General features: G+C 61.2%; 25 protein-coding genes and 1 pseudogene. 14 read left to right on the top strand and 12 right to left on the bottom strand.

Translation table 11 applies throughout. The features are described 5' to 3' along the window. Window positions 1-99 precede the first annotated feature (99 nt). The 3 genes from phaZ to AC0Z4S_RS04895 all read left to right on the top strand — a co-directional run bounded on the left by phaZ (window position 100) and on the right by AC0Z4S_RS04895 (window position 3,428). The gene (phaZ, locus tag AC0Z4S_RS04905; RefSeq protein WP_485622258.1) at window positions 100-954 is read left to right on the top strand and encodes a poly(3-hydroxyalkanoate) depolymerase; all 855 of its coding nucleotides are present in this window, start codon (window positions 100-102) and stop codon (window positions 952-954) included. 140 nt (window positions 955-1,094) lie between these two features. Continuing rightward, the gene (gene phaC, locus AC0Z4S_RS04900; protein WP_485622257.1) at window positions 1,095-2,777 is read left to right on the top strand and encodes a class II poly(R)-hydroxyalkanoic acid synthase; all 1,683 of its coding nucleotides are present in this window, start codon (window positions 1,095-1,097) and stop codon (window positions 2,775-2,777) included. 30 nt (window positions 2,778-2,807) lie between these two features. Beyond that, window positions 2,808-3,428 carry a TetR/AcrR family transcriptional regulator gene (locus AC0Z4S_RS04895; RefSeq protein ID WP_485622256.1) on the top strand — a complete coding sequence of 207 codons (621 nt, stop codon included), beginning with the start codon at window positions 2,808-2,810 and terminating at the stop codon, window positions 3,426-3,428. Between the two features lie 144 nt (window positions 3,429-3,572). Here AC0Z4S_RS04895 and AC0Z4S_RS04890 read toward each other — a convergent pair whose 3' ends face one another. The 3 genes from AC0Z4S_RS04890 to AC0Z4S_RS04880 all read right to left on the bottom strand — a co-directional run bounded on the left by AC0Z4S_RS04890 (window position 3,573) and on the right by AC0Z4S_RS04880 (window position 5,403). Beyond that, a complete protein-coding gene (locus AC0Z4S_RS04890) occupies window positions 3,573-4,490 on the bottom strand; it encodes a phasin family protein (protein WP_485622255.1) in 918 nt (305 codons plus the stop codon). A 10-nt stretch (window positions 4,491-4,500) separates the two neighbouring features. Next, the gene (locus tag AC0Z4S_RS04885; protein WP_016772067.1) at window positions 4,501-4,923 is read right to left on the bottom strand and encodes a phasin family protein; all 423 of its coding nucleotides are present in this window, start codon (window positions 4,921-4,923) and stop codon (window positions 4,501-4,503) included. A gap of 204 nt (window positions 4,924-5,127) precedes the next feature. Continuing rightward, window positions 5,128-5,403, bottom strand: a complete 276-nt coding sequence (locus tag AC0Z4S_RS04880) for a polyhydroxyalkanoic acid system family protein (protein WP_056787308.1) — start codon at window positions 5,401-5,403, stop codon at window positions 5,128-5,130. A 154-nt stretch (window positions 5,404-5,557) separates the two neighbouring features. Between AC0Z4S_RS04880 and ubiE the strand changes: the two genes are divergently transcribed. From ubiE to AC0Z4S_RS04825, 11 genes and pseudogenes are all read left to right on the top strand, one after another. Next, on the top strand, window positions 5,558-6,328 hold the full coding sequence (gene ubiE, locus AC0Z4S_RS04875) for a bifunctional demethylmenaquinone methyltransferase/2-methoxy-6-polyprenyl-1,4-benzoquinol methylase UbiE (RefSeq protein WP_039756654.1): 771 nt from the start codon (window positions 5,558-5,560) through the stop codon (window positions 6,326-6,328). Next, window positions 6,328-6,951, top strand: a complete 624-nt coding sequence (locus tag AC0Z4S_RS04870) for a ubiquinone biosynthesis accessory factor UbiJ (RefSeq protein WP_016772070.1) — start codon at window positions 6,328-6,330, stop codon at window positions 6,949-6,951. The genes ubiE and AC0Z4S_RS04870 overlap by 1 nt, the downstream gene beginning before the upstream one ends. Further along, window positions 6,948-8,552, top strand: coding sequence for a ubiquinone biosynthesis regulatory protein kinase UbiB (gene ubiB / locus AC0Z4S_RS04865; RefSeq protein ID WP_485622254.1), 1,605 nt, complete (start codon window positions 6,948-6,950; stop codon window positions 8,550-8,552). Before AC0Z4S_RS04870 ends, ubiB begins: the two co-directional genes overlap by 4 nt. A gap of 120 nt (window positions 8,553-8,672) precedes the next feature. After that, a complete protein-coding gene (hisI, locus tag AC0Z4S_RS04860; protein WP_462003639.1) occupies window positions 8,673-9,074 on the top strand; it encodes a phosphoribosyl-AMP cyclohydrolase in 402 nt (133 codons plus the stop codon). Beyond that, window positions 9,067-9,399, top strand: a complete 333-nt coding sequence (locus tag AC0Z4S_RS04855) for a phosphoribosyl-ATP diphosphatase (RefSeq protein ID WP_007909355.1) — start codon at window positions 9,067-9,069, stop codon at window positions 9,397-9,399. The genes hisI and AC0Z4S_RS04855 overlap by 8 nt, the downstream gene beginning before the upstream one ends. 25 nt (window positions 9,400-9,424) lie before the next feature. Beyond that, window positions 9,425-9,706, top strand: coding sequence for a twin-arginine translocase TatA/TatE family subunit (locus AC0Z4S_RS04850; protein ID WP_039756649.1), 282 nt, complete (start codon window positions 9,425-9,427; stop codon window positions 9,704-9,706). Between the two features lie 10 nt (window positions 9,707-9,716). Beyond that, on the top strand, window positions 9,717-10,181 hold the full coding sequence (gene tatB, locus AC0Z4S_RS04845; protein WP_485622253.1) for a Sec-independent protein translocase protein TatB: 465 nt from the start codon (window positions 9,717-9,719) through the stop codon (window positions 10,179-10,181). Then, entirely contained in the window at window positions 10,178-10,969 is a 792-nt protein-coding gene (tatC, locus tag AC0Z4S_RS04840) for a twin-arginine translocase subunit TatC (RefSeq protein ID WP_016772075.1), read from the top strand. The genes tatB and tatC overlap by 4 nt, the downstream gene beginning before the upstream one ends. Continuing rightward, window positions 10,966-11,673 carry a 16S rRNA (uracil(1498)-N(3))-methyltransferase gene (locus tag AC0Z4S_RS04835; protein ID WP_485622252.1) on the top strand — a complete coding sequence of 236 codons (708 nt, stop codon included), beginning with the start codon at window positions 10,966-10,968 and terminating at the stop codon, window positions 11,671-11,673. The genes tatC and AC0Z4S_RS04835 overlap by 4 nt, the downstream gene beginning before the upstream one ends. Before the next feature lie 235 nt (window positions 11,674-11,908). After that, window positions 11,909-12,970, top strand: a pseudogene (locus AC0Z4S_RS04830) (methyl-accepting chemotaxis protein); the annotation flags it as partial. Continuing rightward, window positions 12,953-13,825: a methyl-accepting chemotaxis protein gene (locus AC0Z4S_RS04825; protein WP_370695128.1), complete on the top strand. Its 873-nt coding sequence runs from the start codon at window positions 12,953-12,955 to the stop codon at window positions 13,823-13,825. The pseudogene AC0Z4S_RS04830 and the gene AC0Z4S_RS04825, both read left to right, overlap by 18 nt. Before the next feature lie 147 nt (window positions 13,826-13,972). On the opposite strand, the gene AC0Z4S_RS04820 is transcribed toward AC0Z4S_RS04825, so the two are convergent. From AC0Z4S_RS04820 to hutI, 9 genes are all read right to left on the bottom strand, one after another. Beyond that, window positions 13,973-14,707 (bottom strand): amino acid ABC transporter ATP-binding protein, encoded by a 735-nt coding sequence (locus tag AC0Z4S_RS04820; RefSeq protein WP_485622250.1) that lies wholly within the window; start codon window positions 14,705-14,707, stop codon window positions 13,973-13,975. Further along, window positions 14,700-15,659, bottom strand: a complete 960-nt coding sequence (locus tag AC0Z4S_RS04815; RefSeq protein ID WP_253498174.1) for an amino acid ABC transporter permease — start codon at window positions 15,657-15,659, stop codon at window positions 14,700-14,702. Before AC0Z4S_RS04815 ends, AC0Z4S_RS04820 begins: the two co-directional genes overlap by 8 nt. A 129-nt stretch (window positions 15,660-15,788) precedes the next feature. Beyond that, window positions 15,789-16,586, bottom strand: a complete 798-nt coding sequence (locus AC0Z4S_RS04810) for a transporter substrate-binding domain-containing protein (protein WP_471878268.1) — start codon at window positions 16,584-16,586, stop codon at window positions 15,789-15,791. Window positions 16,587-16,852: 266 nt separating this feature from the next. After that, window positions 16,853-19,423, bottom strand: a complete 2,571-nt coding sequence (gene mdoH, locus AC0Z4S_RS04805) for a glucans biosynthesis glucosyltransferase MdoH (RefSeq protein ID WP_485622249.1) — start codon at window positions 19,421-19,423, stop codon at window positions 16,853-16,855. Continuing rightward, window positions 19,416-21,197: a glucan biosynthesis protein G gene (locus AC0Z4S_RS04800; protein ID WP_161806073.1), complete on the bottom strand. Its 1,782-nt coding sequence runs from the start codon at window positions 21,195-21,197 to the stop codon at window positions 19,416-19,418. The genes mdoH and AC0Z4S_RS04800 overlap by 8 nt, the downstream gene beginning before the upstream one ends. Before the next feature lie 305 nt (window positions 21,198-21,502). Continuing rightward, entirely contained in the window at window positions 21,503-21,940 is a 438-nt protein-coding gene (gene dtd, locus AC0Z4S_RS04795) for a D-aminoacyl-tRNA deacylase (RefSeq protein WP_485622247.1), read from the bottom strand. After that, window positions 21,937-22,908 (bottom strand): prolyl aminopeptidase, encoded by a 972-nt coding sequence (gene pip, locus AC0Z4S_RS04790; RefSeq protein WP_024011249.1) that lies wholly within the window; start codon window positions 22,906-22,908, stop codon window positions 21,937-21,939. Before pip ends, dtd begins: the two co-directional genes overlap by 4 nt. A 235-nt stretch (window positions 22,909-23,143) precedes the next feature. Next, window positions 23,144-23,947, bottom strand: coding sequence for an N-formylglutamate deformylase (gene hutG, locus AC0Z4S_RS04785; RefSeq protein WP_485622246.1), 804 nt, complete (start codon window positions 23,945-23,947; stop codon window positions 23,144-23,146). Between the two features lie 10 nt (window positions 23,948-23,957). Then, entirely contained in the window at window positions 23,958-25,163 is a 1,206-nt protein-coding gene (gene hutI / locus AC0Z4S_RS04780) for an imidazolonepropionase (protein ID WP_485622245.1), read from the bottom strand. Between the last annotated feature and the right edge of the window lie 148 nt (window positions 25,164-25,311).

Raw genomic sequence — 25,311 nt, 5'->3', positions numbered from 1 at the left:
CTCTTGATGTCGTCGTCAAAGATCAAAAGATCGCAGCCTCGTTTCACTCGTCAGCTCCTACTGGATACGGGTGGACATGAAATCTACAGGGCCTCACGCATGCCGCAACCGTTCATATTCCGCACCGTCGATCTGGATGGCCAGACCCTTCGCACGGCGGTGCGTCCCGGCAAGCCTCATTTGACGCCTCTGCTGATTTTCAACGGCATCGGCGCCAACCTGGAGCTGGTGTTTCCGTTTGTCGCGGCGCTCGACCCGGATCTGGAAGTGATCGCCTTCGACGTGCCCGGGGTCGGCGGCTCTTCGACGCCGAACCGGCCGTATCGCTTCCCCGGCCTGGCCAGACTGACAGCGCGGATGCTCGATTATCTCGACTACGGCCAGGTCAATGTGATCGGCGTGTCGTGGGGCGGCGCCCTGGCGCAGCAGTTTGCCTACGACTATCCCGAGCGCTGCAAGAAACTGGTGCTGGCGGCCACCGCTGCCGGTGCGGTGATGGTGCCGGGCAAACCGAAAGTGCTGTGGATGATGGCCAGCCCGCGCCGCTACATTCAGCCGTCCCATGTGATTCGCATCGCGCCGATGATCTACGGCGGCTCGTTCCGCCGCGACCCGACGCTGGCTGCCAGCCATGCGGCGAAAGTGCGCTCGGCGGGCAAGCTCGGTTACTACTGGCAGCTGTTCGCCGGCCTCGGCTGGACCAGCATTCACTGGCTGCACAAGATCCATCAGCCGACGCTGGTGCTGGCCGGCGATGACGATCCGCTGATCCCGCTGATCAACATGCGCATGCTTGCCTGGCGCATTCCCAATGCGCAGCTGCACATCATCGATGACGGTCATCTGTTTCTGATCACCCGCGCCGAGGCGGTGGCGCCGATCATCATGAAGTTTCTCCAGGAAGAGCGTCTGCGCGCGGTCATGCACCCGCATCCGACGCCGCTGGGCGGCTGATGGCGGCGGCAGGCTTTATGCAGCACTTTTAAAATGAAGCGCGCGGCAGGACGCCGCGCAGGCAGCAACCGGCAACAGCGTCTATGGTGTTCTGGTTCGGTGAGTGTGTTTTTGCCCTGAAGACGAAGGAGTGTTGAGTCATGCGCGAAAAACCAGCGACGGGCGTGGTGCCCAGCCCCGCCGTGTTTATCAACGCCCAAAGTGCGATCGCCGGTCTGCGTGGCAGGGATCTGCTGTCGACACTGCGCAGCGTCGCCGCCCACGGCTTGCGCAATCCGTTGCACAGCGCCAGGCACGCGTTGACATTGGGCGGACAACTGGGCCGCGTTCTGCTCGGCGAAACCCTGCTTCCGACCAACCCGCAGGACAGCCGCTTCGCCGATCCGGCGTGGAGCCTCAACCCGTTTTACCGGCGCAGCCTGCAGGCGTATCTGGCCTGGCAGAAACAGGTCAAGAGCTGGATCGATGAAGGCGACATGAGCCCTGAAGATCGCGCCCGCGCGCACTTCGCTTTCACCCTGCTCAATGACGCCGTGGCGCCGTCCAACACCCTGCTCAACCCGCTGGCGGTCAAGGAGCTGTTCAACTCCGGCGGGCAGAGTCTGGTGCGCGGTCTCAGCCACCTGTTCGATGATCTGCTGCACAACGACGGCCTGCCGCGGCAAGTGACCAGGCAGGCGTTCGAGGTCGGCAAAACCGTGGCGACCACCACCGGATCGGTGGTGTTTCGCAACGAAATGTTCGAGTTGATCCAGTACAAATCGATGAGCGAAAAGCAGTACGCCAAGCCGTTGCTGGTGGTACCGCCGCAGATCAACAAGTACTACATCTTCGACCTGAGCCCGCAGAACAGCTTCGTCCAGTACGCCCTGAAAAACAGCCTGCAGACTTTCATGATCAGCTGGCGCAACCCCGATGTGCGCCATCGCGAGTGGGGCCTGTCGAGTTATGTCGAAGCGGTCGAAGAAGCGATGAACATCTGCCGGGCGATCACCGGCGCGCGAGAAGTGAACCTGATGGGCGCCTGCGCCGGTGGCCTGACCATCGCTGCCCTGCAAGGCCATCTGCAGGCCAAACGGCAATTGCGCCGGGTCGCCAGTGCGACGTATCTGGTCAGCCTTCTCGACAGCCAGATCGACACCCCGGCCACGCTGTTCGCCGACGAGCAGACACTGGAAGCGGCCAAGCGGCGCTCGTATCAGAGAGGCGTGCTCGACGGTCGCGACATGGCCAGGGTCTTCGCCTGGATGCGCCCCAACGATTTGATCTGGAGCTATTTCGTCAACAACTACCTGCTGGGCAAGGAGCCGCCAGCCTTCGACATCCTCTACTGGAACAACGACAACACGCGCCTGCCGGCGGCGCTGCATGGCGATCTGCTGGACTTCTTCAAGCACAACCCGCTGACCCACGCTGGCGGTCTCGAGGTGTGCGGCACGCCGATCGATCTGCAGAAGGTCAACGTCGACAGCTTCAGCGTCGCCGGCATGAACGACCACATCACGCCATGGGACGCGGTGTACCGCTCGACCCTGCTGCTCGGTGGCGAACGGCGTTTCGTGCTGTCCAACAGCGGCCACGTGCAGAGCATCCTCAACCCGCCGAGCAACCCGAAAGCTGCCTACGTCGAGAACGCCAGACTGAGCAGCGACCCGCGCGCCTGGTACTACGATGCCAAACACGTCGACGGCAGCTGGTGGCCACAGTGGATCGACTGGGTCGCGCAGCGTTCCGGCGCCCTGCACGAAACCCGCACCACCCTTGGCAGCCCGAACTATCCACCGATGGAAGCGGCACCGGGCACCTATGTGCATGTGCGCTGACGCTCAACCGAAATTTTCTAAGAAGACTGGATGAAAACCCGCGACCGGATTCTCGAATGTGCGCTGCAACTGTTCAACGAAAAGGGCGAGCCGAACGTTTCCACCATGGAGGTGGCCAACGAAATGGGGATCAGCCCCGGCAATCTCTACTACCACTTCCACGGCAAGGAACCGCTGATTCTCGGCCTGTTCGAACGCTTCCAGCATGAACTTGCACCCCTGCTCGACCCGCCACCGGAGGTGGAACTGGCGCCGGAGGATTACTGGCTGTTTCTGCACTTGATCGTCGAGCGGCTGGCGCAATACCGGTTCCTGTTCCAGGACCTGTCGAACCTCGCCGGACGCCTGCCGAAACTGGCCAAGGGCATTCGCAACCTGCTTAACGCGTTGAAGAGGACGCTGGCGTCGCTGCTGGCGCGGTTGAAGGCTGCCGGGCAACTGGTCAGCGATACCCAGGCGCTGGGGCAACTGGTGGAGCAGGTGACCATGACGTTGCTGTTCTCGCTCGATTACCAGCGGATCCTCGATCGTGAGGGTGAGGTTCGGTTGGTGGTGTATCAGATCATGATGCTGGTGGCGCCGCATTTGCTGCCGCCGGTGAAGGTGGCGACAGAGCGGATGGCCCTGCAATACCTTCAGGATCACGACTGACCCACAATCAAAAGATCGCAGCCTTCGGCAGCTCCTACAGGGGAACGCATTTCAAATGTAGGAGCTGCCGAAGGCTGCGATCTTTTGATCTTCAAAAAAAACGCCCGACCTTCACAGGCCGGGCGTATTTGATTTGCCCTGAAATCAGGACTGACTGGATGGCGTCGACGGAGTCGATGCTGCAGTCGGGGTAGCTGCTGCCGTGGGTGCCGCAGCGGAATTTGCCGCGTTGGCCGGAGCTGTTGGAGCCGTCGATGGTGCGGCGGCCGGTTTTGGCGCAGCGGCTTTCGGCGCGGCAGGTTTTTTTACTGCAGGCTTTTTCGCCGCAGCCGGCTTGGCCGCAGCCTTCGCAGCGGGTTTGGCGGCAGCGGTTTTCGCTGCTGGCTTGGCCGCTGGTTTCGCTGCAGCTTTAGCCGCAGGTTTTGCTGCTGCTTTGGTTGCCGGTTTCGCAGCGGTCTTGGCGGCAACCGGTTTGGCTGCCGCTTTGGTCGCAGGCTTGGCCGCTGCGGTTTTCGCGGCCGGCTTGGCCGCAGCTTTCGCAGCAGGTTTTGCCGCCGCTTTGGTCAGTGGCTTGGCTGCGGTTTTCGTCGCAGGTTTGGCCGCGGCAGTTTTGGTAGCCGGTTTCGCCGCCGCGGTTTTCGCCGCTACAGGCTGAGCCTTCAGACCGGTGAGTTTTTCGATCTGCCTGGTCAGCGTGTCGACCTTGGCGTTGAGTGCCTTGACCTCATTGCGGCTCGGCACACCCAGGCGCGAAATCGCGCTGTTCAGACGCTTGTCGAACGCGCCTTCGAGCTCGTCCCACTTGCCCAGTGCGCGGTCTTTCACGCCGCTGATGCGCGACTTCGCCGAAGAGGTCGAGTCCTCGACTTTCTTGCCGACCGCTGTCTTGGTGAGCTTCTCGGCTTTCTCGCCGTCTTTGACCAATGCATCGAAGAGTTTGCTGCCGTCAGTGTCGATCTTCGAGTACACGCCTAAACCAGCCAGCCAGATTTTGCGGGAGTAGTCTTCGACTTTCCCGATCCACGAGCTGCCTTCTTTATCGGTGTTCTTTTTGCCAGCCATCCCGTTCTCCTTAAGATTTTCGCGCGACGCGTTCGAGCAATGCCGTCAGCTCATCGAGCTTAGCAGAGAGTGCCTCAACGTCATGTTTAGACGGAATGCCGATCCGATTCAAGGCGCTGGCCACACGGTTGTCGAAGGCCTTCTCGACCTTGTCCAGCTGAACCTCAACGCGGCCCTTGAACGAGCTGACCTGAGTGGCCGCGTCATCGATCTCGGCGTTGGCCGCGAGGAGTTTTTCGCTGACAGCTTTTTTGCCTTTCTTTTCAACAGTTTGACCAGCGGCGACGAGCTCTTGAAAGTACTCGCTGCCCTCCTGGCCGACCTTGGTGTAGGCGCCCAGGCCTGCCAGCCAGATCTTGCGGGCATAGGATTTGACGTCACTCAGAGTGGAAGTCGGAGCGTCGATTTTTTTCTTCAAAATGACTTTGGCCATGGTGCACCTCACGCGCAGAAGGTTTGAGGAACTGCCGGACGAGTGTCGGGCTCAGGCACAAAGTAGGTAGAAAAATTAGAAAGGGCACCCTAACAACTGATGTGAAACGGTGGCGCCTGAATGAAAAGATCGCAGCCTTCGGCAGCTCCTACGGGGGTACGCATTCCCATGTAGGAGCTGCCGAAGGCTGCGATCTTTTGCTGTTCAGGCGAGGGCTTTGTCGAGGGCTTTTTCGATCTCGGCTTTGATCATGCCGCTCATGGCCGACATCATCAGGCCCAGCTCGACGTCGACCCTGATCGAATCGTCCGCCACGTGCACTTCACCTTTCACGCCCGAGCGCTTGAGGTTCAGGGTGTCGCCTGACCACTGCGGCTCCAGGCCATATTGTTCATTGAGTTTTTTGGCCAGCTTGTCGGCCTTCTCGCGGGCAGCTTCCTTGCCCAGGGTGTGGGCGCGCTCAACACTGATTTTGGCCATGGAATGACTCCTGATGATTGAATGGCTGACGTTGAATCTTGACCGCATCTGCGGCAAATCGTCCCTAAGGTTGCCCATCTTACCTTTAGCCATTCCAAGACAAAGCATGGCTTGGGGATTAGAATGTCGCGCATTCTCTTTTGGTGACAGCGATATGACTGATCAGCGCAAAGGCAGCGATGCCGAACCCACCACTCACTTCGGCTTCAAAAACGTTCCGGAAAGCCAGAAAGCGGAAAAAGTCGCTGAGGTTTTCCATTCCGTAGCCGCGAAATACGACCTGATGAACGACCTTCTGTCGGGCGGCATGCACCGCCTGTGGAAGCGTTTCGCGATCGAGCTTTCCGGCGTGCGCAGCGGCAACCGCGTGCTTGACATTGCCGGCGGCACCGGCGACCTGACCCGCAAGTTCTCGCACCTCGTCGGCCCGACCGGCCAAGTGGTGCTGGCCGACATCAACGAATCGATGCTCAAGGTCGGCCGTGATCGCCTGCTCGATCTGGGCGTTGCCGGCAACGTCGAATTCGTCCAGGCCGACGCGGAAAAACTGCCATTCCCGGACAACCACTTCGACTGCGTGACCATCGCCTTCGGCCTGCGCAACGTCACGCACAAAGAGGACGCGTTGCGTTCGATGCTGCGTGTGCTCAAGCCCGGCGGACGCCTGCTGGTGCTGGAATTCTCCAAGCCGACCAACGCGCTGATGTCTAAAGCCTACGACGCCTACTCGTTCGCTTTCATGCCGCTGATGGGCAAGCTGATCACCAATGACTCGGAAAGCTATCGCTACCTGGCCGAATCGATCCGCATGCACCCGAATCAGGAAACCCTGAAGTCGATGATGGTCGAGGCCGGTTTCGACCGCGTGACCTATCACAACATGACCGCAGGCATCGTCGCCCTGCACCGCGGCATCAAACCCTGATGTTGCTCACCGGGCTGCTCGCCAGCGTCGAACTCGGCCTCAACCGGGTGCTGCGTCTCGACAGCACGGCGCTGCCGCGCCTGGCGCATCTGACCGGCAAGGTGATTGCCGTCGATTGCCGCAGCCCGGCACTGCAACTGTTCATACTGCCCAGCGACGAAGGCCTGATGCTGGCTTCACAGTGGGCCGCGGATGTCGATTGCACGCTGCGCGCACCGGCCTCGAGCCTGGTGAAACTGGCTCTGAGCAAAGACAAGACCGCCGTGCTGCACGCACCCGAAGTCGAGCTCGATGGCGACAGCGGCGTGTTGCTGGAGCTGGCCGGCGTGCTGCAAGACCTTGAGCTGGACTGGGAGTACGAACTCTCGCGCTGGCTCGGCCCGGTCGCCACGCAGTTGCTCGGTGGTCATCTGCGCAGCCGCGCGCGCTGGTATCAACAAGGATTTGCCAGCCTCAACCAGAATCTCGCCGAATACCTCGCCGAAGAATCACGCACCCTTGTCGGGCAGCGCGAAGCCGAAGCGCGGTTCAGCGAACTGGACCGGATCAAACTTGATCTGGAACGACTCGAGGCGCGTTTCGAGCGCCTTTCCCGATCCCTCGACCCAAGCGATAACGCATGAAGCTGCTTGCCGTCCGCCGTCTGTTGCGCATCCAGCGCGTCGTGATCCGCTACCGCCTCGATGACCTGCTGTTCGATCTGCCGCTGCCCTGGTTTCTCCTGGCAGTACGCTTTCTGCTGCCGTGGCGCTGGCTACCGCGCAAGCCGCTGGAGCTCAATCGAGGCGCGCGCTTGCGTCTGGCGTTGCAGGATCTGGGGCCGATTTTCATCAAGTTCGGGCAGATTCTTTCGACCCGCCGCGACCTGTTGCCGGAAGACATCGCCGATGAGCTGATGCTGTTGCAGGACCGCGTGCCGCCGTTCGATTCGCAACTGTCAATCAAGCTGATCGAAGAACAGCTGGGCAAGAAAATCAGCGAAGTGTTCAGTCGCTTCGACGTTGAGCCGCTGGCCTCGGCCTCGGTGGCGCAGGTGCATGCGGCGCAGCTCAAAAGCGGCGAAGAAGTGGTGGTCAAGGTCATTCGCCCCGGCCTGAAACCGGTGATCGCGCAGGATCTGGCGTGGCTGTTCATCCTCGCGCGCGCCGCCGAGAAGTTCTCCGCTGACGCGCGCCTGCTGCACCCGGTCGACGTGGTGCAGGATTACGAAAAAACCATTTACGACGAACTCGACCTGTTGCGCGAGGCGGCCAACTCCAGCCAGTTGCGCCGCAACTTCGAGGGCTCGCAGCTGCTGTACGTGCCGCAAGTCTATTGGGACTGGTGCCGGCCGAAAGTGCTGGTCATGGAGCGCATCTACGGGATTCAGGTCACTGACCTGGCGACCCTCGCCGACCAGCGCACTGACATGAAAATGCTCGCCGAGCGCGGCGTGGAGATTTTCTTCACGCAGGTGTTCCGCGACAGTTTCTTCCACGCCGACATGCACCCGGGCAACATCTTCGTCAGCACGGTCAATCCGTGGAGCCCGCAATACATTGCGATCGACTGCGGCATCGTCGGCAGCCTGACCCCGGAAGACCAGGATTATCTGGCGCGCAACCTGTTCGCCTTCTTCAAGCGTGACTACCGCCGTGTCGCGCAGTTGCACATCGATTCGGGCTGGGTGCCGGCGGAAACCAAACTCAACGAATTCGAAGCGGCGATCCGTACGGTGTGCGAACCGATCTTCGAAAAACCGTTAAAAGATATTTCATTTGGCCAGGTGCTGATGCGCCTGTTCCAGACCGCGCGCCGCTTCAACATGGAAGTGCAGCCACAGCTGGTGCTGTTGCAGAAGACCCTGCTGAACATCGAAGGCCTTGGTCGTCAGCTGTATCCGGATCTGGATCTGTGGAACACCGCGCAGCCGTTTCTCGAGCGCTGGATGCGCGAACGCGTCAGCCCGAAAGCCTTGCTGGGCAACGTGCAGAGCCAGCTGGAGCAGATTCCGCACCTGTCGAACATGGCCCGCGATCTGCTCGAACGCATGTCGCAACCTCACGCCAAAGATCCACCGCCGCCGTGGCACAAACGCAAGGACGACTGGTTCCTGCGCCTGCTCGGCTGCGCGCATCTGGCCGGCGGCGCGACCCTCGCCGCCGGTGGCCCGCTGACCGATTGGGCGCACTGGCCCGCCGGAATCATGCTGGCGGTCGGTTTGTATCTGGTCGTTCGCCGATAGCACGATCGAGCTGCAAGTTATAAGCTGCGAGCTGCATGCATGGCGACACAGACACACCGCAACCTGCTTTTACTTGCAGCTTGAAGCTTGAAACTCGAAGCTGCTTTTCAGGAATCGAAGATGAAAAACTGGCTGGACGAGATCAAGTGGGACGCCGACGGCCTGGTGCCGGCGATTGCCCAGGATCACAAGACCGGGCGCGTATTGATGATGGCCTGGATGAACCGCGAAGCGCTGGAACTGACCGCCGCGGAGAATCGTGCAATCTACTGGTCACGTTCCCGTGGCAAGCTGTGGCGCAAGGGCGAGGAGTCCGGCCATGTGCAGACTCTGCATGAAATGCGTCTGGACTGTGACGCCGACGTGATCATCCTGATGGTTGAACAGATCGGCGACATCGCTTGCCACACCGGCCGGCAAAGCTGCTTTTACCGGGCCTTCGAAAACGGCGACTGGAAAACGGTCGACCCGGTTCTGAAAGACCCGCATGCCATCTACTCCGCAGGACACACACATGAGTGACACCCTGACCCGTCTGGCTGAAGTGCTCGAAGAGCGCAAAGGCGCAGCCGCCGACAGTTCGTATGTCGCCAGCCTGTATCACAAGGGGCTGAACAAGATTCTGGAGAAAGTCGGCGAAGAGTCGGTCGAAACCATTATTGCCGCCAAGGACGCCGCCATCAGCGGCGACTGCAGTGATGTGATCTACGAGACCGCCGACCTGTGGTTCCACAGCATGGTCATGCTCGCCCAACTGGGGCAGCATCCGCAGGCCGTGCTGGATGAACTGGACCGTCGCTTCGGCCTGTCCGGACACGTCGAGAAAGCCTCGCGTCCGTCCGCCTGAACAATTTTTAGAGAGGAATCGCCACATGGGCATTTTTGACTGGAAACACTGGGTCGTCATTCTGATTGTCGTGGTGCTGGTGTTCGGTACCAAGAAACTGAAAAACCTCGGCACCGACGTTGGCGAATCGATCAAGGGCTTTCGCAAAGCCATGAATGACGACGAAAAACCGACCGAGCCGAACGTGACCCCGCCAGCGCAGCCAGTGCCACCGGTGCAGCCGCAAACCACCGCTCAGGCCAACCCGCCGCACACCATCGACGTGCAGGCGCAGAAAGTCGAAGAGCCGATCCGCAAAGACGTGTGAGCACTGACTAATGTTTGGTATCAGCTTCTCTGAACTGCTGCTCGTCGGCCTCGTTGCCCTGCTGGTGCTCGGCCCCGAGCGTCTGCCGGGCGCTGCGCGCACCGCCGGTCTGTGGGTCGGCCGCCTGAAGCGCAGCTTCAACGCGATCAAACAGGAAGTTGAACGTGAAATCGGTGCCGACGAGATCCGTCGGCAACTGCACAACGAACATATTCTGTCGCTGGAGCAGGAGGCGCGGAAGATTTTCAATCCGAACCAGCAGGAGCCGACGCCGGTCGAGCATGTGGGCGAGCAGACGATTCACAGCGCTGCCGCTCCGACTGCACCTGCACCTGCACCTGCACCTGCACCGGTTGTAACACCGCCAGCACCGGCGCCGGTTGCCGCGGACACATCGGTTGAACACGTAGCTCCCACCGCCGCGCCGACTACACCTGCGCCTCACGACACCACTTTGCCGCCGCGAGCCCCATGAGCGATCTTCCGGAAAACGACCAGCACATGCCGCTGGTTTCGCACCTCACCGAGTTGCGCACCCGCCTGCTGCGTTGCGTGGCGGCGATCTTCATCATTTTTGCCGGGCTGTTCGCCTTCACCCAGCAGATCTACACCTTCGTCTCGACGCCGTTGCGCCAGTACCTGCCGGTCGGCGCGACAATGATCGCCACCGACGTGTCGTCACCATTCCTGACGCCGCTGAAGCTGACGATGATGGTCTCGCTGTTTCTCGCGATTCCGGTGATCCTGCACCAGATCTGGGGCTTTATCGCGCCAGGCCTGTACAAGCATGAAAAACGCGTCGCGGTACCGCTGCTGATCTCCAGCATCCTGCTGTTCTACATCGGCATGGCGTTCGCCTATTACTTCGTCTTTCCGCTGATCTTCAAGTTCTTCGCCGCCGCCACCCCGGCCGGCGTGGAAATGATGACCGACATCGCCAGCTACCTCGATTTCGTCATGACGCTGTTCTTCGCCTTCGGCGTGGCGTTCGAGATTCCGGTGGCCGTGGTGCTGCTGGTGTGGATCGGCGTGGTCGACGTCAAATACCTGAAGAAGATCCGCCCGTACGTGATCATCGGCTGCTTCGTGGTCGGCATGATCCTGACGCCGCCGGACATCTTCTCGCAGACCCTGCTGGCCGTGCCGATGTGGATGCTGTTCGAGATCGGCATCCTCTTCGGCGCGCTGGTCAGCAAGCGCGAACGCCCGGACGAAACCCCGGCCGACGACCACAACGACCAGCCGCCAGCGACCCAGGCATGAACCTGCTGCTGCTCGAAGAGGTCGATTTCATTGCGGCCGACCGCGTGGTCCTGCGCGATCGCCGCCTGACCCATATGCAGGAAGTCCATCGCTCGGAAGTGGGCGACAGCCTGCGTGTCGGGCGCATCAACGGGCTGATGGGTTCGGCCGAGTTGCTGCGTCTGGAAGCAGGCGAAGCAGAGTTGCGTGTCAGCCTTGATCAGCCACCGCCGGCCAAGTTGCCGCTGACCCTGGTGCTGGCCCTGCCCCGGCCGAAAATGCTTCGCCGCGTGTTCCAGACCGTCGCGACCATGGGCGTGGCCAAGGTGATTCTGGTCAACAGTTACCGCGTGGAGAAAAGCTTCTGGCAAACGCCATTTCTGGATCCGGAAGCGATTCGTGAGCAGTTGATCCTGGGGCTCGAACAGGCTCGCGATACGGTGCTGCCGGAGATCATCATCGAGAAGCGTTTCAAGCCTTTCGTCGAGGATCGACTGCCGGCAATCACCGAGGGCACCCTCGGCCTGGTCGGCCATCCCGGCAACTACCCCCCCTGCCCCCGCGCCCTCAGCGAACCGGTGACGTTGGCCATCGGTCCAGAGGGTGGCTGGGTTCCCTACGAAATCGACCTGCTGGCCAAGTCCGGCCTGCAACCGGTGCAACTGGGCGAGCGCATCCTGCGCGTCGAAACCGCCGTCACCGCCCTGCTCGCGCGCTTGTTCTAATCCCGACACCGATCCCTGTAGGAGCTGCCGAGTGCAACGAGGCTGCGATCTCTTGACCTTGCCTCTAGAAAAACAAGATCAAAGGATCGCAGCCTCGTTGCACTCGTCAGCTCCTACAAGCTCCTACCAGCTCCTACCAGCTCCTACGGGCGGACAAGTGGCGTTACAGATTGCCATCACCCAGCCGATACAGCCCCTATAAGTCCAATTTTAGTGGTCCGAAGGGAGTGGTCGCATGTACCGTTGGTTAGCCGAGAGTCTTGGAAACGTCAGCGTCAAACGCAAGCTGGGCATCGGTTTCGGCCTGGTGCTGTTACTGACGCTGTTGATCACTTTCACCGGTTGGACCGGCATGAGCGGCATCATCAGCCGCGGCGACAAGCTTGGCTTCATCTCAAGCCTCAATGAGCTGACCAAAGACCTGCGCCTGGCGCGCATGGACTACGACATGCGTCGCGGCGAACAAGGCCCGGGCGCGGTCAACGAATTCCTCAACAAGCTCGAAAGCGGTCTGCAATCGGCACGCGGCATGATCGAGCAGCCGTCTGATGTGGCGATGGTCGACCAGCAGTTGGCTGCCGTCGCCGAATACAAACGCGCCTTCGGCGAAATGACCCAGGCCACCGTGCAGCGTGAAGATGCGCGCAGCAAGCTAGGCGCCAACGCCGACAATGCTGTGGCCAGGGTCGGCGAAGTCGAAAGTGCACTGCTGCAGGGCGACAGCGTCGCGCAATACAACGCGGTGATCGAGCTGAGCAAATTGCTCCAGCAGGCTCGCTATCAGGTGCGCGGCTACACCTACAGCGGCAAGGCCGACGCCGAGCAACCGGCGCTGACCGCCATCGACAACGCGCTGAAAAACCTCGAAAGCCTGCCGACTCGCGTGCCGGAGCAGCACATCGCCAACCTGCAGCAGGCCACCGACTCGCTCAAGGCCTACCGCGCCGCCGTCGCCCAGTTCCGTGATTCGCAGGTCAAGAACACCGCCGCACTGGCGAACATGTCGGCTCAGGGCGAGATCCTGATGTCAGTCAGCAAGAAACTCACCGAATCGCAAACCGTGGTGCGCGACACTGACGCTGCCCACGCCAAGAACATGCTGTTGATCGCCACCGTGCTGGCGCTGGTGTTCGGTCTGCTGGCAGCGTGGATCATCACTCGGCAAATCATCATTCCGTTGACCCAGACCCTGAAAGTGGCCGAACGCGTGGCGGCCGGCGACCTGACTCACAATCTGGTCTCCCTGCGTCGCGACGAACTCGGCCAGTTGCAGCGCTCGATGCAAAGCATGACTCAAGGCCTGCGCGAATTGATCGGCGGGATCAGCGACGGCGTCACGCAGATCGCCAGCGCCGCTGAAGAACTCTCGGCTGTGACCGAGCAGACCAGCGCCGGGGTCAACAATCAAAAAGTCGAGACCGATCAGGTCGCCACCGCCATGAATGAAATGGCCGCCACCGTGCAGGAAGTCGCGCGCAACGCTGAAGAAGCTTCGGAAGCCGCTGTCGCTGCTGACCAACAGGCCCGCGAGGGTGACAAAGTGGTCGGCGAGGCCATCGCGCAGATCGAGCGTCTGGCGATCGAGGTCGGGCATTCCACCGAAGCCATGGGCGAGCTCAAGCGAGAAAGCGACAAGATCGGCAGCGTCCTCGACGTGATCAAGTCGGTTGCCCAACAAACCAACCTGTTGGCCCTCAACGCTGCCATCGAAGCGGCCCGTGCCGGTGAGGCCGGGCGTGGTTTTGCGGTGGTCGCCGACGAAGTACGCAGCCTCGCCCAGCGCACGCAGAAGTCCACTGAAGAGATCGAAGAGCTGATCGTCGGTCTGCAAAACGGTACTCAGCAGGTGGCGACCATCATGGACAACAGCCGCAGCCTCACCGACAGCAGCGTCGAACTGACCCGTCGCGCCGGTGGCTCACTGGAAAGCATCACCCGCACCGTCTCGGCGATCCAGGCGATGAACCAGCAGATCGCCGCAGCCGCCGAGCAGCAGAGCGCCGTGGCCGAAGAGATCAACCGCAGCGTGCTAAACGTGCGCGATGTGTCGGATCAGACCTCGGCGGCGAGTGAAGAGACTGCTGCATCCAGCGTTGAACTGGCGCGGCTGGGCACGCATCTGCAGATGCTGGTGGGCCGCTTCAAGGTTTGAGGTGATTCATCCACCTCGGTTCGCTTGAGACCGAGGTGATGCCATTCGCGAGCAGGCTCGCTCCCACATTGGATCGCGTCCGCTTGGACAACTCGGTCAACTGTGGGAGCGAGCCTGCTCGCGAATGCGATAGGTCAGGCGCTGAAATTACAGCACTTGGCGCAAAAAGGCCTGAGCCCGCGGATCCTTCGGTGCATCGAAGAACGCCGCCGGCGCTGCATCTTCGAGCAACTTGCCGTGATCGAAGAACAACACCCGATCCGCTACTTCCCGAGCGAAGCCCATCTCATGGGTAACACAGACCATGGTCATGCCTTCCACGGCCAGGTTCTTCATCACGTCGAGCACTTCGCCGACCATTTCCGGATCGAGCGCCGAGGTCGGCTCATCGAACAACATCACCTTCGGCTCCATCGCCAACGCCCGGGCAATCGCCACGCGCTGTTGCTGACCGCCGGACAGGCGTGACGGAAATTCGTTGGCCTTCTGTGCAATGCCGACCTTTTTCAGCAATTCCATCGCCTTGGCTTCGCGCTCTTTCTTGCCGCGCTTGCGCACGACTTTCTGCGCCAGACAGAGGTTTTCCAGCACCGTCATGTGCGGGAACAGGTTGAAATGCTGGAAAACCATGCCGACTTCGCGGCGGTAGGCGTTGACGTCAGTTTTCGCGTCGGCCAGTTGCAGGCCATCGATGCTCACCGAACCGGAATCAAATTCCTCCAGACCATTGAGGCAGCGCAGGAAGGTCGACTTGCCGGAACCGGACGGGCCGATCACCACCAGTACTTCGCCTTTGGCCACCGAGGTGCTGACGTTATCCACCGCGCGCACAACCTGCCCACGGGTGTCGAAGACTTTTACCAGATCGCGGACTTCAATCACTTTGCGCGAGCCTCCGCTCAAGCCGGCTGGCGATTTTCGACAGCGGCAGGTTGATCAACAGGTACAGGCCGGCAACGCAGAACAGGATCTCGAACGGCGAAAACGAGGTGGTGATGACTTCCCGGCCGCTTTTCAGCAGCTCGGTGATGGCGATCACCGACACCAGCGACGTGTCCTTGACCAGACTGATGAACTGCCCGGCCAGCGGCGGCAGCACGCGCTTGAACGCCTGCGGCAGGACCACGTGGCGCATCGACTGGCCGGCGCTCAGACCGAGCGAGCGCGCGGCTTCGTTCTGGCCACGGGCGATCGATTGCACGCCGGAACGGATGATCTCCGCCACGTAGGCGCCGGTGAACAGCGACAACGCAGCGATCCCGGCGAACTCACGGGACAGGTTCATCACCGTGCCGATGAAAAAGTAGAAAATAAAAATCTGCACCAGCAGCGGTGTGCCACGAACCAGTTCGACGTAGATGGTCGAGAGATCGCGCAGGGTCGGGTTACTCGACAGCCGGCACAGGCCGGTGACCAGACCGATAAGCAAGCCGAGCACGCCAGACACCAGCGACAGCCACAACGTCGTCCACAATCCCCACAACAGCGGTCCTGCCGCCCAATGCCGGGTCACGCCGACGACATCGCCTTCAGCCACATCGTCGCCCTGAGCGAATTGCAGGCTGTTTTCGTCGACGGTCAGCCGCTGCTCGTCACCGGCATCGTTGCGCAGCGTGACCTCGGCACTGCTGCCCTTGCGCACCAGCTCGGTGACGGTGGAAATATCCGCGGCGCGCTGGGTTTCTTCTGCCTGGTAGGCGAAGTACTGCGGCACGCGATTCCAGCGCCATTCGTAGGACATCAGCGACGTCGCGTAATACAACGCGCCCGCCAGGCCGACCAGCACCAGCACGGTGAGGACGTGCCAGGGCCATTGGGCTTTTTTCTGTTTCATTGCAGGTTCCGGATTCTGGGTCGCTCTGGAGGGCCTCTTCGCGAGCAGGCTCGCTCCCACATTGGAACGCATTCCAAAGTGGGAGCGAGCTTGCTCGCGAATGGGGCGACTCGGTCTGGCAGACCGGGCTTATTCCATGTCCTTGAGCCACTCGGTGCTCTTGAACCACTTGTCATGGATGCGATCGTAGGTGCCGTCTTCGTGGATCTGGTGCAGGAAGTTGTTGATGAAGTTGAGGCTGTCGAAGTCGCCCTTCTTCAGGCCAAAGGCCAGCGGCTCGTAGGTGAACGGCTTGTCGAGGAACACCAGTTTGCCGGCGCCGACCTTGTTCAGCGCAACGACGTTGTACGGCGCATCGTAGATGAAGGCGTCAGCCTTGCCGTTGACCACGTCGAGCACGGCTTCCTGCTCGTTGTCGTAGCCGTGGTACTTGGCTTTGGAGATCAGCTTCTTGGCGACCATTTCGCCCGTGGTGCCGAGTTTGGAGGTGATGCGGTAGTCAGCCGTGTTCAGGTCTTTGTAGGACTTTATGGTGCCTTCAAGCTCCTTGCGGATCAGCAGGGTCTGGCCGACGACGATGAACGGATCGCTGAAGTTCAGGCGCAGATTGCGCTCCTGGGTCAGGGTCATACCGCTGCCGATCATGTCGAACTTGTCGGTCATCAGCGCCGGGATGATGCCGTCGTAACCGGTCGAGACCAGCTCGAGCTTGACGCCCATGGCCTTGGTCATGGCTTTGAGGATATCGACTTCGAAACCGATGATTTCGCCGCGTTTGTTGGTCATCTCGAACGGCATGTAGGTCGGGTCCATGCCGACTTTCAGCGAGCCGCGCTTTACCGCTTCATCGATAGCGCCGGCCTGCGCCGCATTGACTGCAACCAGTGCCGTGACGCCGACCAGCAGCATCGACAGATACTTCTTCATCTTCAAGTCCCCAAAACCATTGCGTGTGCGGCGCGAAAACGACAGAGACGGGCAAGAAAGCCCGGGCGCGCCAATTCGGGGACGGATGCTAACGCACTCGTTCATTAGCACAAGGCTTTTTGCCGGCAATTGTTGTGATGGGTCAGGCCGTACAAGCAAAGATCGCAGCCTTCGGCAGCTCCTACACAGGATCGATGTACACCCTGTAGGAGCTGCCGAAGGCTGCGATCTTTAAAAAAAAGCCCCGCATTCGCGGGGCAATTTCATCAGGCCGGTTGAGTCTGCAGACTCACCGGTCGCAACGGCAGCAACGGCGCATGCGGATCGGCTTTCACCGAGGCGCGCCAGGCGTCCAGCCACTCGGCGAGACCTTCGGCCCAGACCTGCTCATGCAGGCGTGCCAGTGCAACAGGGTCGCTGAGCAGTTGCAGGCGATCATGGTTGTTCAGCCCGGACGGGCCGACCTTGATCGCGTGACGCACACGCTCCTGACGCAGCCACTCGATCGGCTCGGCCTGACCGTGACGCGAGGTCGCCAGCGAGCACGCCAGGGCGTTCTGCTGCGGGTCGACCACGGCGCGGACGAAGCCGTCGTTGAGGGCGTGATAACGGTTCTCGTGGGTGTACTGATCGGTTGCCAGCAAGGCCTGCGGCGGATTGTATTCCTCAGGAATGAGGAACAGGCTCTCGTCACGGGACTTCAGGCCCAGACCGACGCGGCTGGAGATCACCGACACCGGGATCGACAGCATCAGCGAACCGACGATCGGCACCAGCCACCAGAGGAAGCTCGGGTTCAGCCAGATCACCAGCAGCGCCCAGAAGAAGCCCAGCAATGTCTGCGGGCCGTGGCGCTTGACCGCTTCGCTCCACGGCGTCGAGTCGTCGTCACGCTGCGGCGAATTCCAGGTCGCGGCCCAGCCGAGGAACGCGGCGAGGACGAAGCGGGTGTGGAAAATCATCCGCACCGGCGCCAGCAGCATGGAGAACAGCATCTCCAAGAGCATCGACAGGGTCACCTTGAACTTGCCGCCGAACTCTTTCGCGCCCTTGGCCCAGATCAGGATGATGCTCAACAGCTTCGGCAGGAATAGCAGCACGATGGTCGTCGAGAACAGCGCGATGGCCTTGTCCGGGTGCCATTGAGGCCACAGCGGATAAAGCTGGCGCGGTTCAAGGAAGTATTGCGGCTCCATCAGCGTGTTCACCGCCAGCAGCGCAGTCGACAACACGAGGAAGAAGAACCACAACGGCGCCGACAGGTAGGACATCACGCCGGTCAGGAACACCGCGCGGTGCACCGGGTGCATGCCCTTGACCAGGAACAGCCGGAAGTTCATCAGGTTGCCGTGGCACCAGCGACGGTCACGCTTGAGTTCATCGAGCAGGTTCGGCGGCAGTTCTTCGTAGCTGCCCGGCAGGTCGTAGGCAATCCACACGCCCCAACCGGCACGGCGCATCAACGCAGCTTCAACGAAGTCGTGAGACAGAATCGCACCGGAGAACGCGCCCTTGCCCGGCAACGGCGCCAGGGCGCAGTGGTCGATGAACGGCTTCATGCGAATGATCGCGTTGTGACCCCAATAGTGGGATTCACCCAACTGCCAGAAGTGCAGGCCGGCAGTGAACAACGGGCCATACACACGGGTAGCGAACTGCTGCATACGCGCATACAGGGTGTCCATGCCCGACGCACGCGGCGCGGTCTGGATGATCCCGGCGTCCGGCGTGGCTTCCATCAGGCGCACCAGACTGGTCAGGCACTCGCCGCTCATCACCGAGTCGGCGTCGAGCACGACCATGTACTTGTAGTCACCGCCCCAACGACGGCAGAAGTCGTCAAGGTTGCCGCTCTTGCGCTTCACACGACGGCGACGGCGGCGATAGAAGATCTTGCCGAAGCCCTTGGCTTCGCGGCAGACGTCAAGCCAGGCCTGCTGCTCGGCGACGCAGATATCGGTGTCGTTACTGTCGCTGAGGACGAAGAAGTCGAAGCGATCCAGATCACCGGTCGCGGCGACCGACTCGAACGTCGCGCGTAGACCGGCGAATACACGCGGCACGTCTTCGTTGCAGATCGGCATCACCAGCGCAGTACGCGCATCTTTCGGAATCGGCTCGTTACCGGCGCTTTTCCCGGAAATACGGTATTTATCGTGACCGGTGAGCAACTCGAGGAAGCCCATCAGCGCGGTCCAGAAACCGGCGGACACCCAGCAGAAGAGAATCCCGAACAGAATCAGGATGCTGGTTTGCAGCGCGTACGGCAGCACTTGCGTGGCGGTTTGCAGCAGCGGTTGATGCAGGACTTCATCGAGATCGACGAACGACCAGCCCTGGTACGGCATGATGCCCTTCATGTACCAGCCGGCGACGATGGTCTGGCCGAGCATCAGCAGCAACAGAATGTAGCGACGGATCGAGCCCACGGTGCGCCAGCGCGCGGCCGGCAGGACATTGGCATCCTTCGGCGGTTGCGGCGGGTTGGTGCGCCCGGTCATACGGCGCCAGCCACGCACCAGAATGTTGGTGCGCCACGGCTCCGGCACGACCTTGGTACGGCGGATCGGCGGGGTCGCCTTGAGGCTGACCCGACCACTGGCGTCGAGCACCAGCATTTCCGCTTCGGCCAGTTCTTCGGCAGTGCTCAGGGTCAGGCGCTTGCCCACCGAAGCCTGGGCGGCTTCGGCAGGGGCGTCGAATGTCGAGGACGACAGGCGTTCATGCAGCTCGCTGAACGACTGGCAACCCGCGAGTTCCGCGCGTTGCTCGTCGGTCATCGGCAGATGCGCCAGATACTCGGACAGAGTCTCTGGCTGTACGTGTGAGTTACTCATCGGCAGGCAACTGATAGCTCCAGGTCTCGGTCAGGACTTCTTCAGTCGGCGCCGATTCCGGTGTGGCTGGGGCCGCGTCGGCAGCGACTGGCTGCTTGGCGTCTTTGTTGGCCTTGTCCTTGGCATCGGCTGCCGGCTTGGCTTCAGCCTGTTTGGCTTCGGCGGCCTTGGCTTCCTTGTCGAGTTTCTCCTGTTGCTTGGCGGCAACCTTGTCAGCCTTGGCGACCGACGAATTGGAGGCCGGTACCGATTTGGCCAGATCCGCGGTGACCACTGGCTGAACCAGTGCGGCGCGCATCTCGGTCGCCTTGCTGGCGTCCTTGATCTTCATCCGCAGGGTCAAGCGCCAGCCCTTGGTTTCCGGGTTGTAGCGCACGCTGTTCTCGACCAGTTCAGCGTTGTCGCCGACGCTGACCTGACTGCGCACGTCGGCGTCCGGCGTCAGGGCCGCCAGCGACGGGCCTTCGAAGTCGACCAGATAGGCAACGCTGCCATCCGGCTGACGGATCAGGTTCGATTGCTTGACGTCACCGGTCGAACGCAGGGTCTGCGCCACCCAGGCGCTGTCCGGCGCGTGGATCGCTGCTTCGTCCATGGTCCAGTGCATGCGATAGGCGAAGTCCAGCGGCTGGCCTGGCTCAGGCATTTTTTCCGGGCTCCAGAACGCAACGATGTTGTCGTTGGTTTCGTCAGCGGTCGGAATCTCTACCAGATCGACGGTGCCCTTGCCCCACTCGCCCTTCGGCTCGATCCAGGCGCTTGGGCGCTTGTCGTAGCGATCGTCGAGGTCTTCGTAGTGGCTGAAGTCGCGGCCACGCTGCAGCAGGCCGAAACCACGCGGGTTCTCGACGCTGAAGTTGCTCACGGCCAGATGTTTAGGGTTGTTCAGCGGACGCCAGATCCACTCGCCGTTGCCGGCATGGATCGACAGACCGCTGGAGTCGTGCAGTTCACGACGGTAGTTGAGGACTTTCGACGGCTGGTTGGCGCCGAACAGGAACATGCTGGTCAGCGGCGCGATGCCCAGTTTGCCGACCTTGTCACGCAGGAACATCTGCGCCTTGACGTCGACGATGGTGTCGCTGCCCGGACGCAGGATCAGACGATAGGCACCGGTGGCACGCGGCGAATCGAGCAGGGCGAAGATCACCAGATGCTTGTCACCGGGCTTGGGCTGCTGAATCCAGAACTCGCGGAAACGCGGGAATTCTTCACCCGACGGCAGCGCGGTATCGATCGCCAGACCACGGGCCGACAGACCATAGGTGTGACCCTTGCCGACGACGCGGAAGTAACTCGCGCCGAGCATGGTCATGATCTCGTCTTGCTTGTCGGCCTTGTTGATCGGGTACAGCACACGGAAACCGGCATAGCCCAGTTGTTCGGTGGCTTTCGGATCGAATTTCAGATCGCCGAAATCGAAGCGGCTCGGATCGTATTTGATCTCCGAGACGGTGTTCGCAGTGATTTCGTTGATTTTCACCGGTGTATCGAAGTGCATACCCTGGTGATAGAAGGAGAGTTTGAACGGCGTCTTCTGATCGGCCCACTCAGCCTTTTCGGTGAGGAAGCGGATCTTCTGGTAGTCCGCGAACTTCATTTCGCGGAATTCGTTCGGCAGGTTGCTGCGCGGGGCTTCGAACTTCTGCCCGGCCAGCTCTTTGGCCTTGGCCGATACGTCGTCAAGATTGAACGCCCAAAGCTGACCGGCGCTGAGCAGGCACAGGAGCGCCGAACCCGCTACCAGAGCACTTCGCATGCGTTTGGCAGACATTTTTGCTGCATTACAGGGACTAACAATCACGAGCAACCCTCGCCGAAAACAGATCAATAAACCAACGGCCAGCTATCTTTATGCCAGGTTGGCGAGCATTGTTCCGACTCCGCCGGGGCAAAATGATTCCCCAATCGGATCCAGACAAGTCTCTACCTAAGTCAAAACGGATCAACGAATGTCGATCCCCGCAGCGCGCGATTATCTAGTAGCCCGGATGACAACGCATCAGGGGTAACAAAGTATTTATCGCGAAAACAGCCTAAAAACAGGCGAAACGTCCGAAAAAGATGTTTCAGGCACCGTCAGGTCTGTAACAAAAAGGTAACCGGGCCATCGTTGACCAGGTGCACCTGCATATCGGCGCCGAATCTACCTGATGCCACAGTGCCATGCACCTGTTTCGCCTGGCTCAATAAATAGTCGAACAATTCCTCACCCAGTGCCGGCGGTGCGGCCGTAGAGAAGCTCGGGCGCAGGCCACTTTTGGTGTCGGCGGCGAGGGTGAACTGCGAGACCAGCAGCAACCCGCCACCCACATCCGCCAAGGACAGATTCATCTTGCCTTCGGCGTCACTGAATACCCGATAGTTAAGCAGCTTATGCAGAAGTTTGTCGGCGCTGGCACGCGTGTCGTCGGGTTCTACCGCCACCAGCACGAGCAAACCCTGATCGACCGCGCCGACCACCTCGCCGGCGACCTCAACCCGCGCACCGCGTACGCGCTGCAACAGCGCCTTCATGCTTCTTCGAGCGGCAGGTCGAGCAGGCGCTGGGCCATTTTGCTCGCAGCGCGCACCAGTGCATCGGTGATACCCGGCTCAGACGCGGCATGACCGGCGTCACGGATCACCTGCAATTCGCTGTTCGGCCAGGCCTGGTGCAACTCCCAGGCATTGTCGAGCGGGCAGATCACGTCATAGCGACCGTGAATGATCACGCCGGGGAGATGGGCGATCTTGCCCATGTCGCGGATCAACTGGTTGGGCTCAAGGAAGGCATTGTTGGTGAAGTAATGGCATTCGATCCGCGCGATCGACAGCGCGCGCTGCGGCTCGGAGAAGCGATCGACCACCAGCGGATTCGGGCGCAGGGTCGCGGTGCGCCCTTCCCAGGTCGACCACGCCTTCGCCGCATGCATCTGGGCGATCTGGTCGTTGCCGATCAGGCGTTTGTGGAAAGCGTTGAGCAGGTCGTCGCGCTCGTCCAGCGGGATCGGCGCGATGTAGTCCTGCCAGTAATCGGGAAACAGACGGCTGGCGCCGGCCTGGTAGAACCATTCGATTTCCTGCGGACGGCAGAGAAAGATCCCGCGCAGAATCAGACCATGCACCCGCTCCGGGTGGGTTTGCGCGTAGGCCAGTGCCAGGGTCGAGCCCCATGAGCCGCCAAACAGCACCCATTTCTCGATGCCCAGATGTTTGCGGATGCGCTCGAGATCCTCGACCAGATCCCAGGTGGTGTTGTTTTCCAGGCTGGCATGCGGCGTGGAGCGACCGCAGCCGCGCTGGTCGAAGGTGACGATGCGATACAGATTCGGATCGAAATAGCGCCGGCTCTGGGCGTCGCAACCGGCGCCGGGGCCACCGTGGATGAACACCACCGGCAAACCCTCCGGCGAGCCGCTTTCATCGACGTACAGCGTATGGGTGTCATCGACAGCCAGATCGTGCCGGGCGTGGGGTTTGATCTGCGGAAACAAAGTCTGCATTGCGCGCTCCGTAAGGGGTCGAGGTCATCCCTGGGGGGACTCGTATTATTCTGCCGTTGGGCATCATAAACCCGATTTGCGTCAATGAGCATGCTCGCTCGTTGACGCAATTTATCTGCTGCATGCAACCCTTGTGGGAGCGAGCTTGCTCGCGAAAACGGCAGACCAGTCGAATTTGATGTCGACTGACACGACGCCTTCGCGAGCAAGCTCGCTCCCACAGGGGATGGTGGTGTTATTTGCAGTAATGTTTTTCACCCCAAGCGAGCAGTCCCTGCAGCAATTCCCGGAGCACCACCCGCGTCGGTTCGGCCAGGTCGGCGCGGTAGCGGAACGGCTCGAACTCTTCCATGTAGGTGGACTGGCACAATTCCAGCTGCACCGCGTGGATGTCCTGCGCCGGGTCGCCGTACTGGCGGGTGATGTGCCCGCCCTTGAAGCGACCGTTGAGCACATGAGTGAACTGCTCGTGCCCGGCGCAGATCGTTTCCAGCTGCGTAGCGAGTTGCGGATCACAACTGGCGCCATTGAACGTGCCGAGGTTGAAGTCCGGCAGCTTGCCGTCGAACAGGTGCGGGATGATCGAGCGGATCGAGTGCGCATCGAACAACAGCGCGTAACCGAATTCGGCTTTCAGTCGCGCCAGTTCCTCCTGCAAGGTGCGGTGATACGGCGTCCAGATCTGCTCCAGATAAGTCGCGCGTTCCTCTTTCGACGGCTCCTGCCCCTCCTCAAACAACGGAATGCCGTCGAACAACGTCGCCGGATACAACCCGGTGGTCGCCCCGGCATACAAAGGCTTGTCGTCGGACGGCCGGTTGAGGTCGATGACGAAACGCGAATACTCGGCAGCCAGGGTGCTGGCGCCCAGTTCCTCGGCAAAATCGTAGAGCTGCGGGATATGCCAGTCGGTGTCCGGCAAACTCTTCGCGGCGGGGATCAACCCGGCTTCGACCGCCGGGGTCAGACGCACGCCGGCGTGGGGCATGCTGATCAGCAGCGGCACGCGGCCTTGTTTGAAATTCAGAACCTTGTCCACAACCGTTCTCCTACAGATTCGATTCGACGCCGTGACGCACGACGCGCTTGTCCAGATCGCCCCCGAGCCAATAGGCCAGATCCGCCGGACGCTCGATTTCCCACGCCACGAAATCAGCGACCTTGCCGACCTCCAGCGAGCCGTGGGTATCGGCCATGCCCAACGCCTGCGCGGCATGAAGGGTCGCCCCGGCCAGGGCTTCTTCCGGAGTCATGCGAAAACAGGTGCAGGCCATGTTCAGCATCAAGCGCAACGACAGCGCTGGCGAGGTGCCGGGGTTGAGGTCACTGGCGATGGCGATCTTCACCTTGTGTTTGCGCAGCGCATCCATTGGCGGTAATTGAGTTTCACGCAGAAAATAGAACGCGCCCGGCAGCAGCACCGCGACAGTGTCGGATGCAGCCATGGCGATGGCATCGTCCTCGTCCATGAATTCCAGATGATCGGCGGACAAGGCTTTGTAGCGCGCGGCGAGGCTTGAGCCGTGCAGCGAGGACAACTGCTCGGCGTGCAGCTTCACCGGCAGTCCGAGTTGTTGCGCGGCGACGAAGACCCGCTCGACCTGCTCCGGCGAGAATGCCAGGTATTCGCAGAACGCATCCACGGCGTCGACCAGACCTTCGGCGGCAAGGGCCGGGAGCATCTGCTCGCACACCAGATCGATGTATTCGTCGGCGCGATCTTTGTACTCCGGCGGCAACGCGTGCGCCGCCAGGCAAGTGCTGCGCACGCTGATCGGCAGCTCTTCGGCCAGGCGCCGGATGACCCGCAGAAGCTTGCGCTCGTTGGCCAGATCGAGGCCGTAGCCGGATTTCATTTCCACCGTGGTCACGCCATCGCGCATCAGGCTTTTCAAGCGCTTGGCGGCGCTGACGAACAGCTCGTCTTCAGTGGCTTCGCGCGTGGCGCGCACGGTGCTGGCGATGCCGCCGCCCTGCGCGGCGATCTCGGCGTAGCTGACGCCTTGCAGACGCTGCTCGAACTCGCCGCTGCGGTTGCCGCCGAACACGGTGTGGGTGTGGCAGTCGATCAGCCCGGGCGTGACCCACGCACCCTGCAAATCATTGACCGCCGGGTATTCACCGGTCGGCAGTTGGGCGCGCGGGCCGATCCACTCGATCAGCGTGCCGGACGTCACGATCGCGGCATCCTCGATGATCGAATAGGCGCCGTTGGCCATGGTTGCGACGTGGCAGTGTTGCCAGAGGGTTTTCACTGTTGGCCTCCGTTTGGGTTGGTATGGTGAGCAGCCTCAAAAGCCCCTCACCCTAGCCCTCTCCCAGAGGGAGAGGGGACTGACCGTGTTGTTCTGTCGAGATATGCCGACCTGAATTTCTCAGCCGAACTCCCGTTGCGAAAACAAT

This window comes from Pseudomonas sp. 1L-B-1-E-C1 (assembly GCF_057291835.1).
Note: the sequence above shows the minus strand (reverse complement) of the source record. Positions and strands in the feature narration are given on the sequence as shown.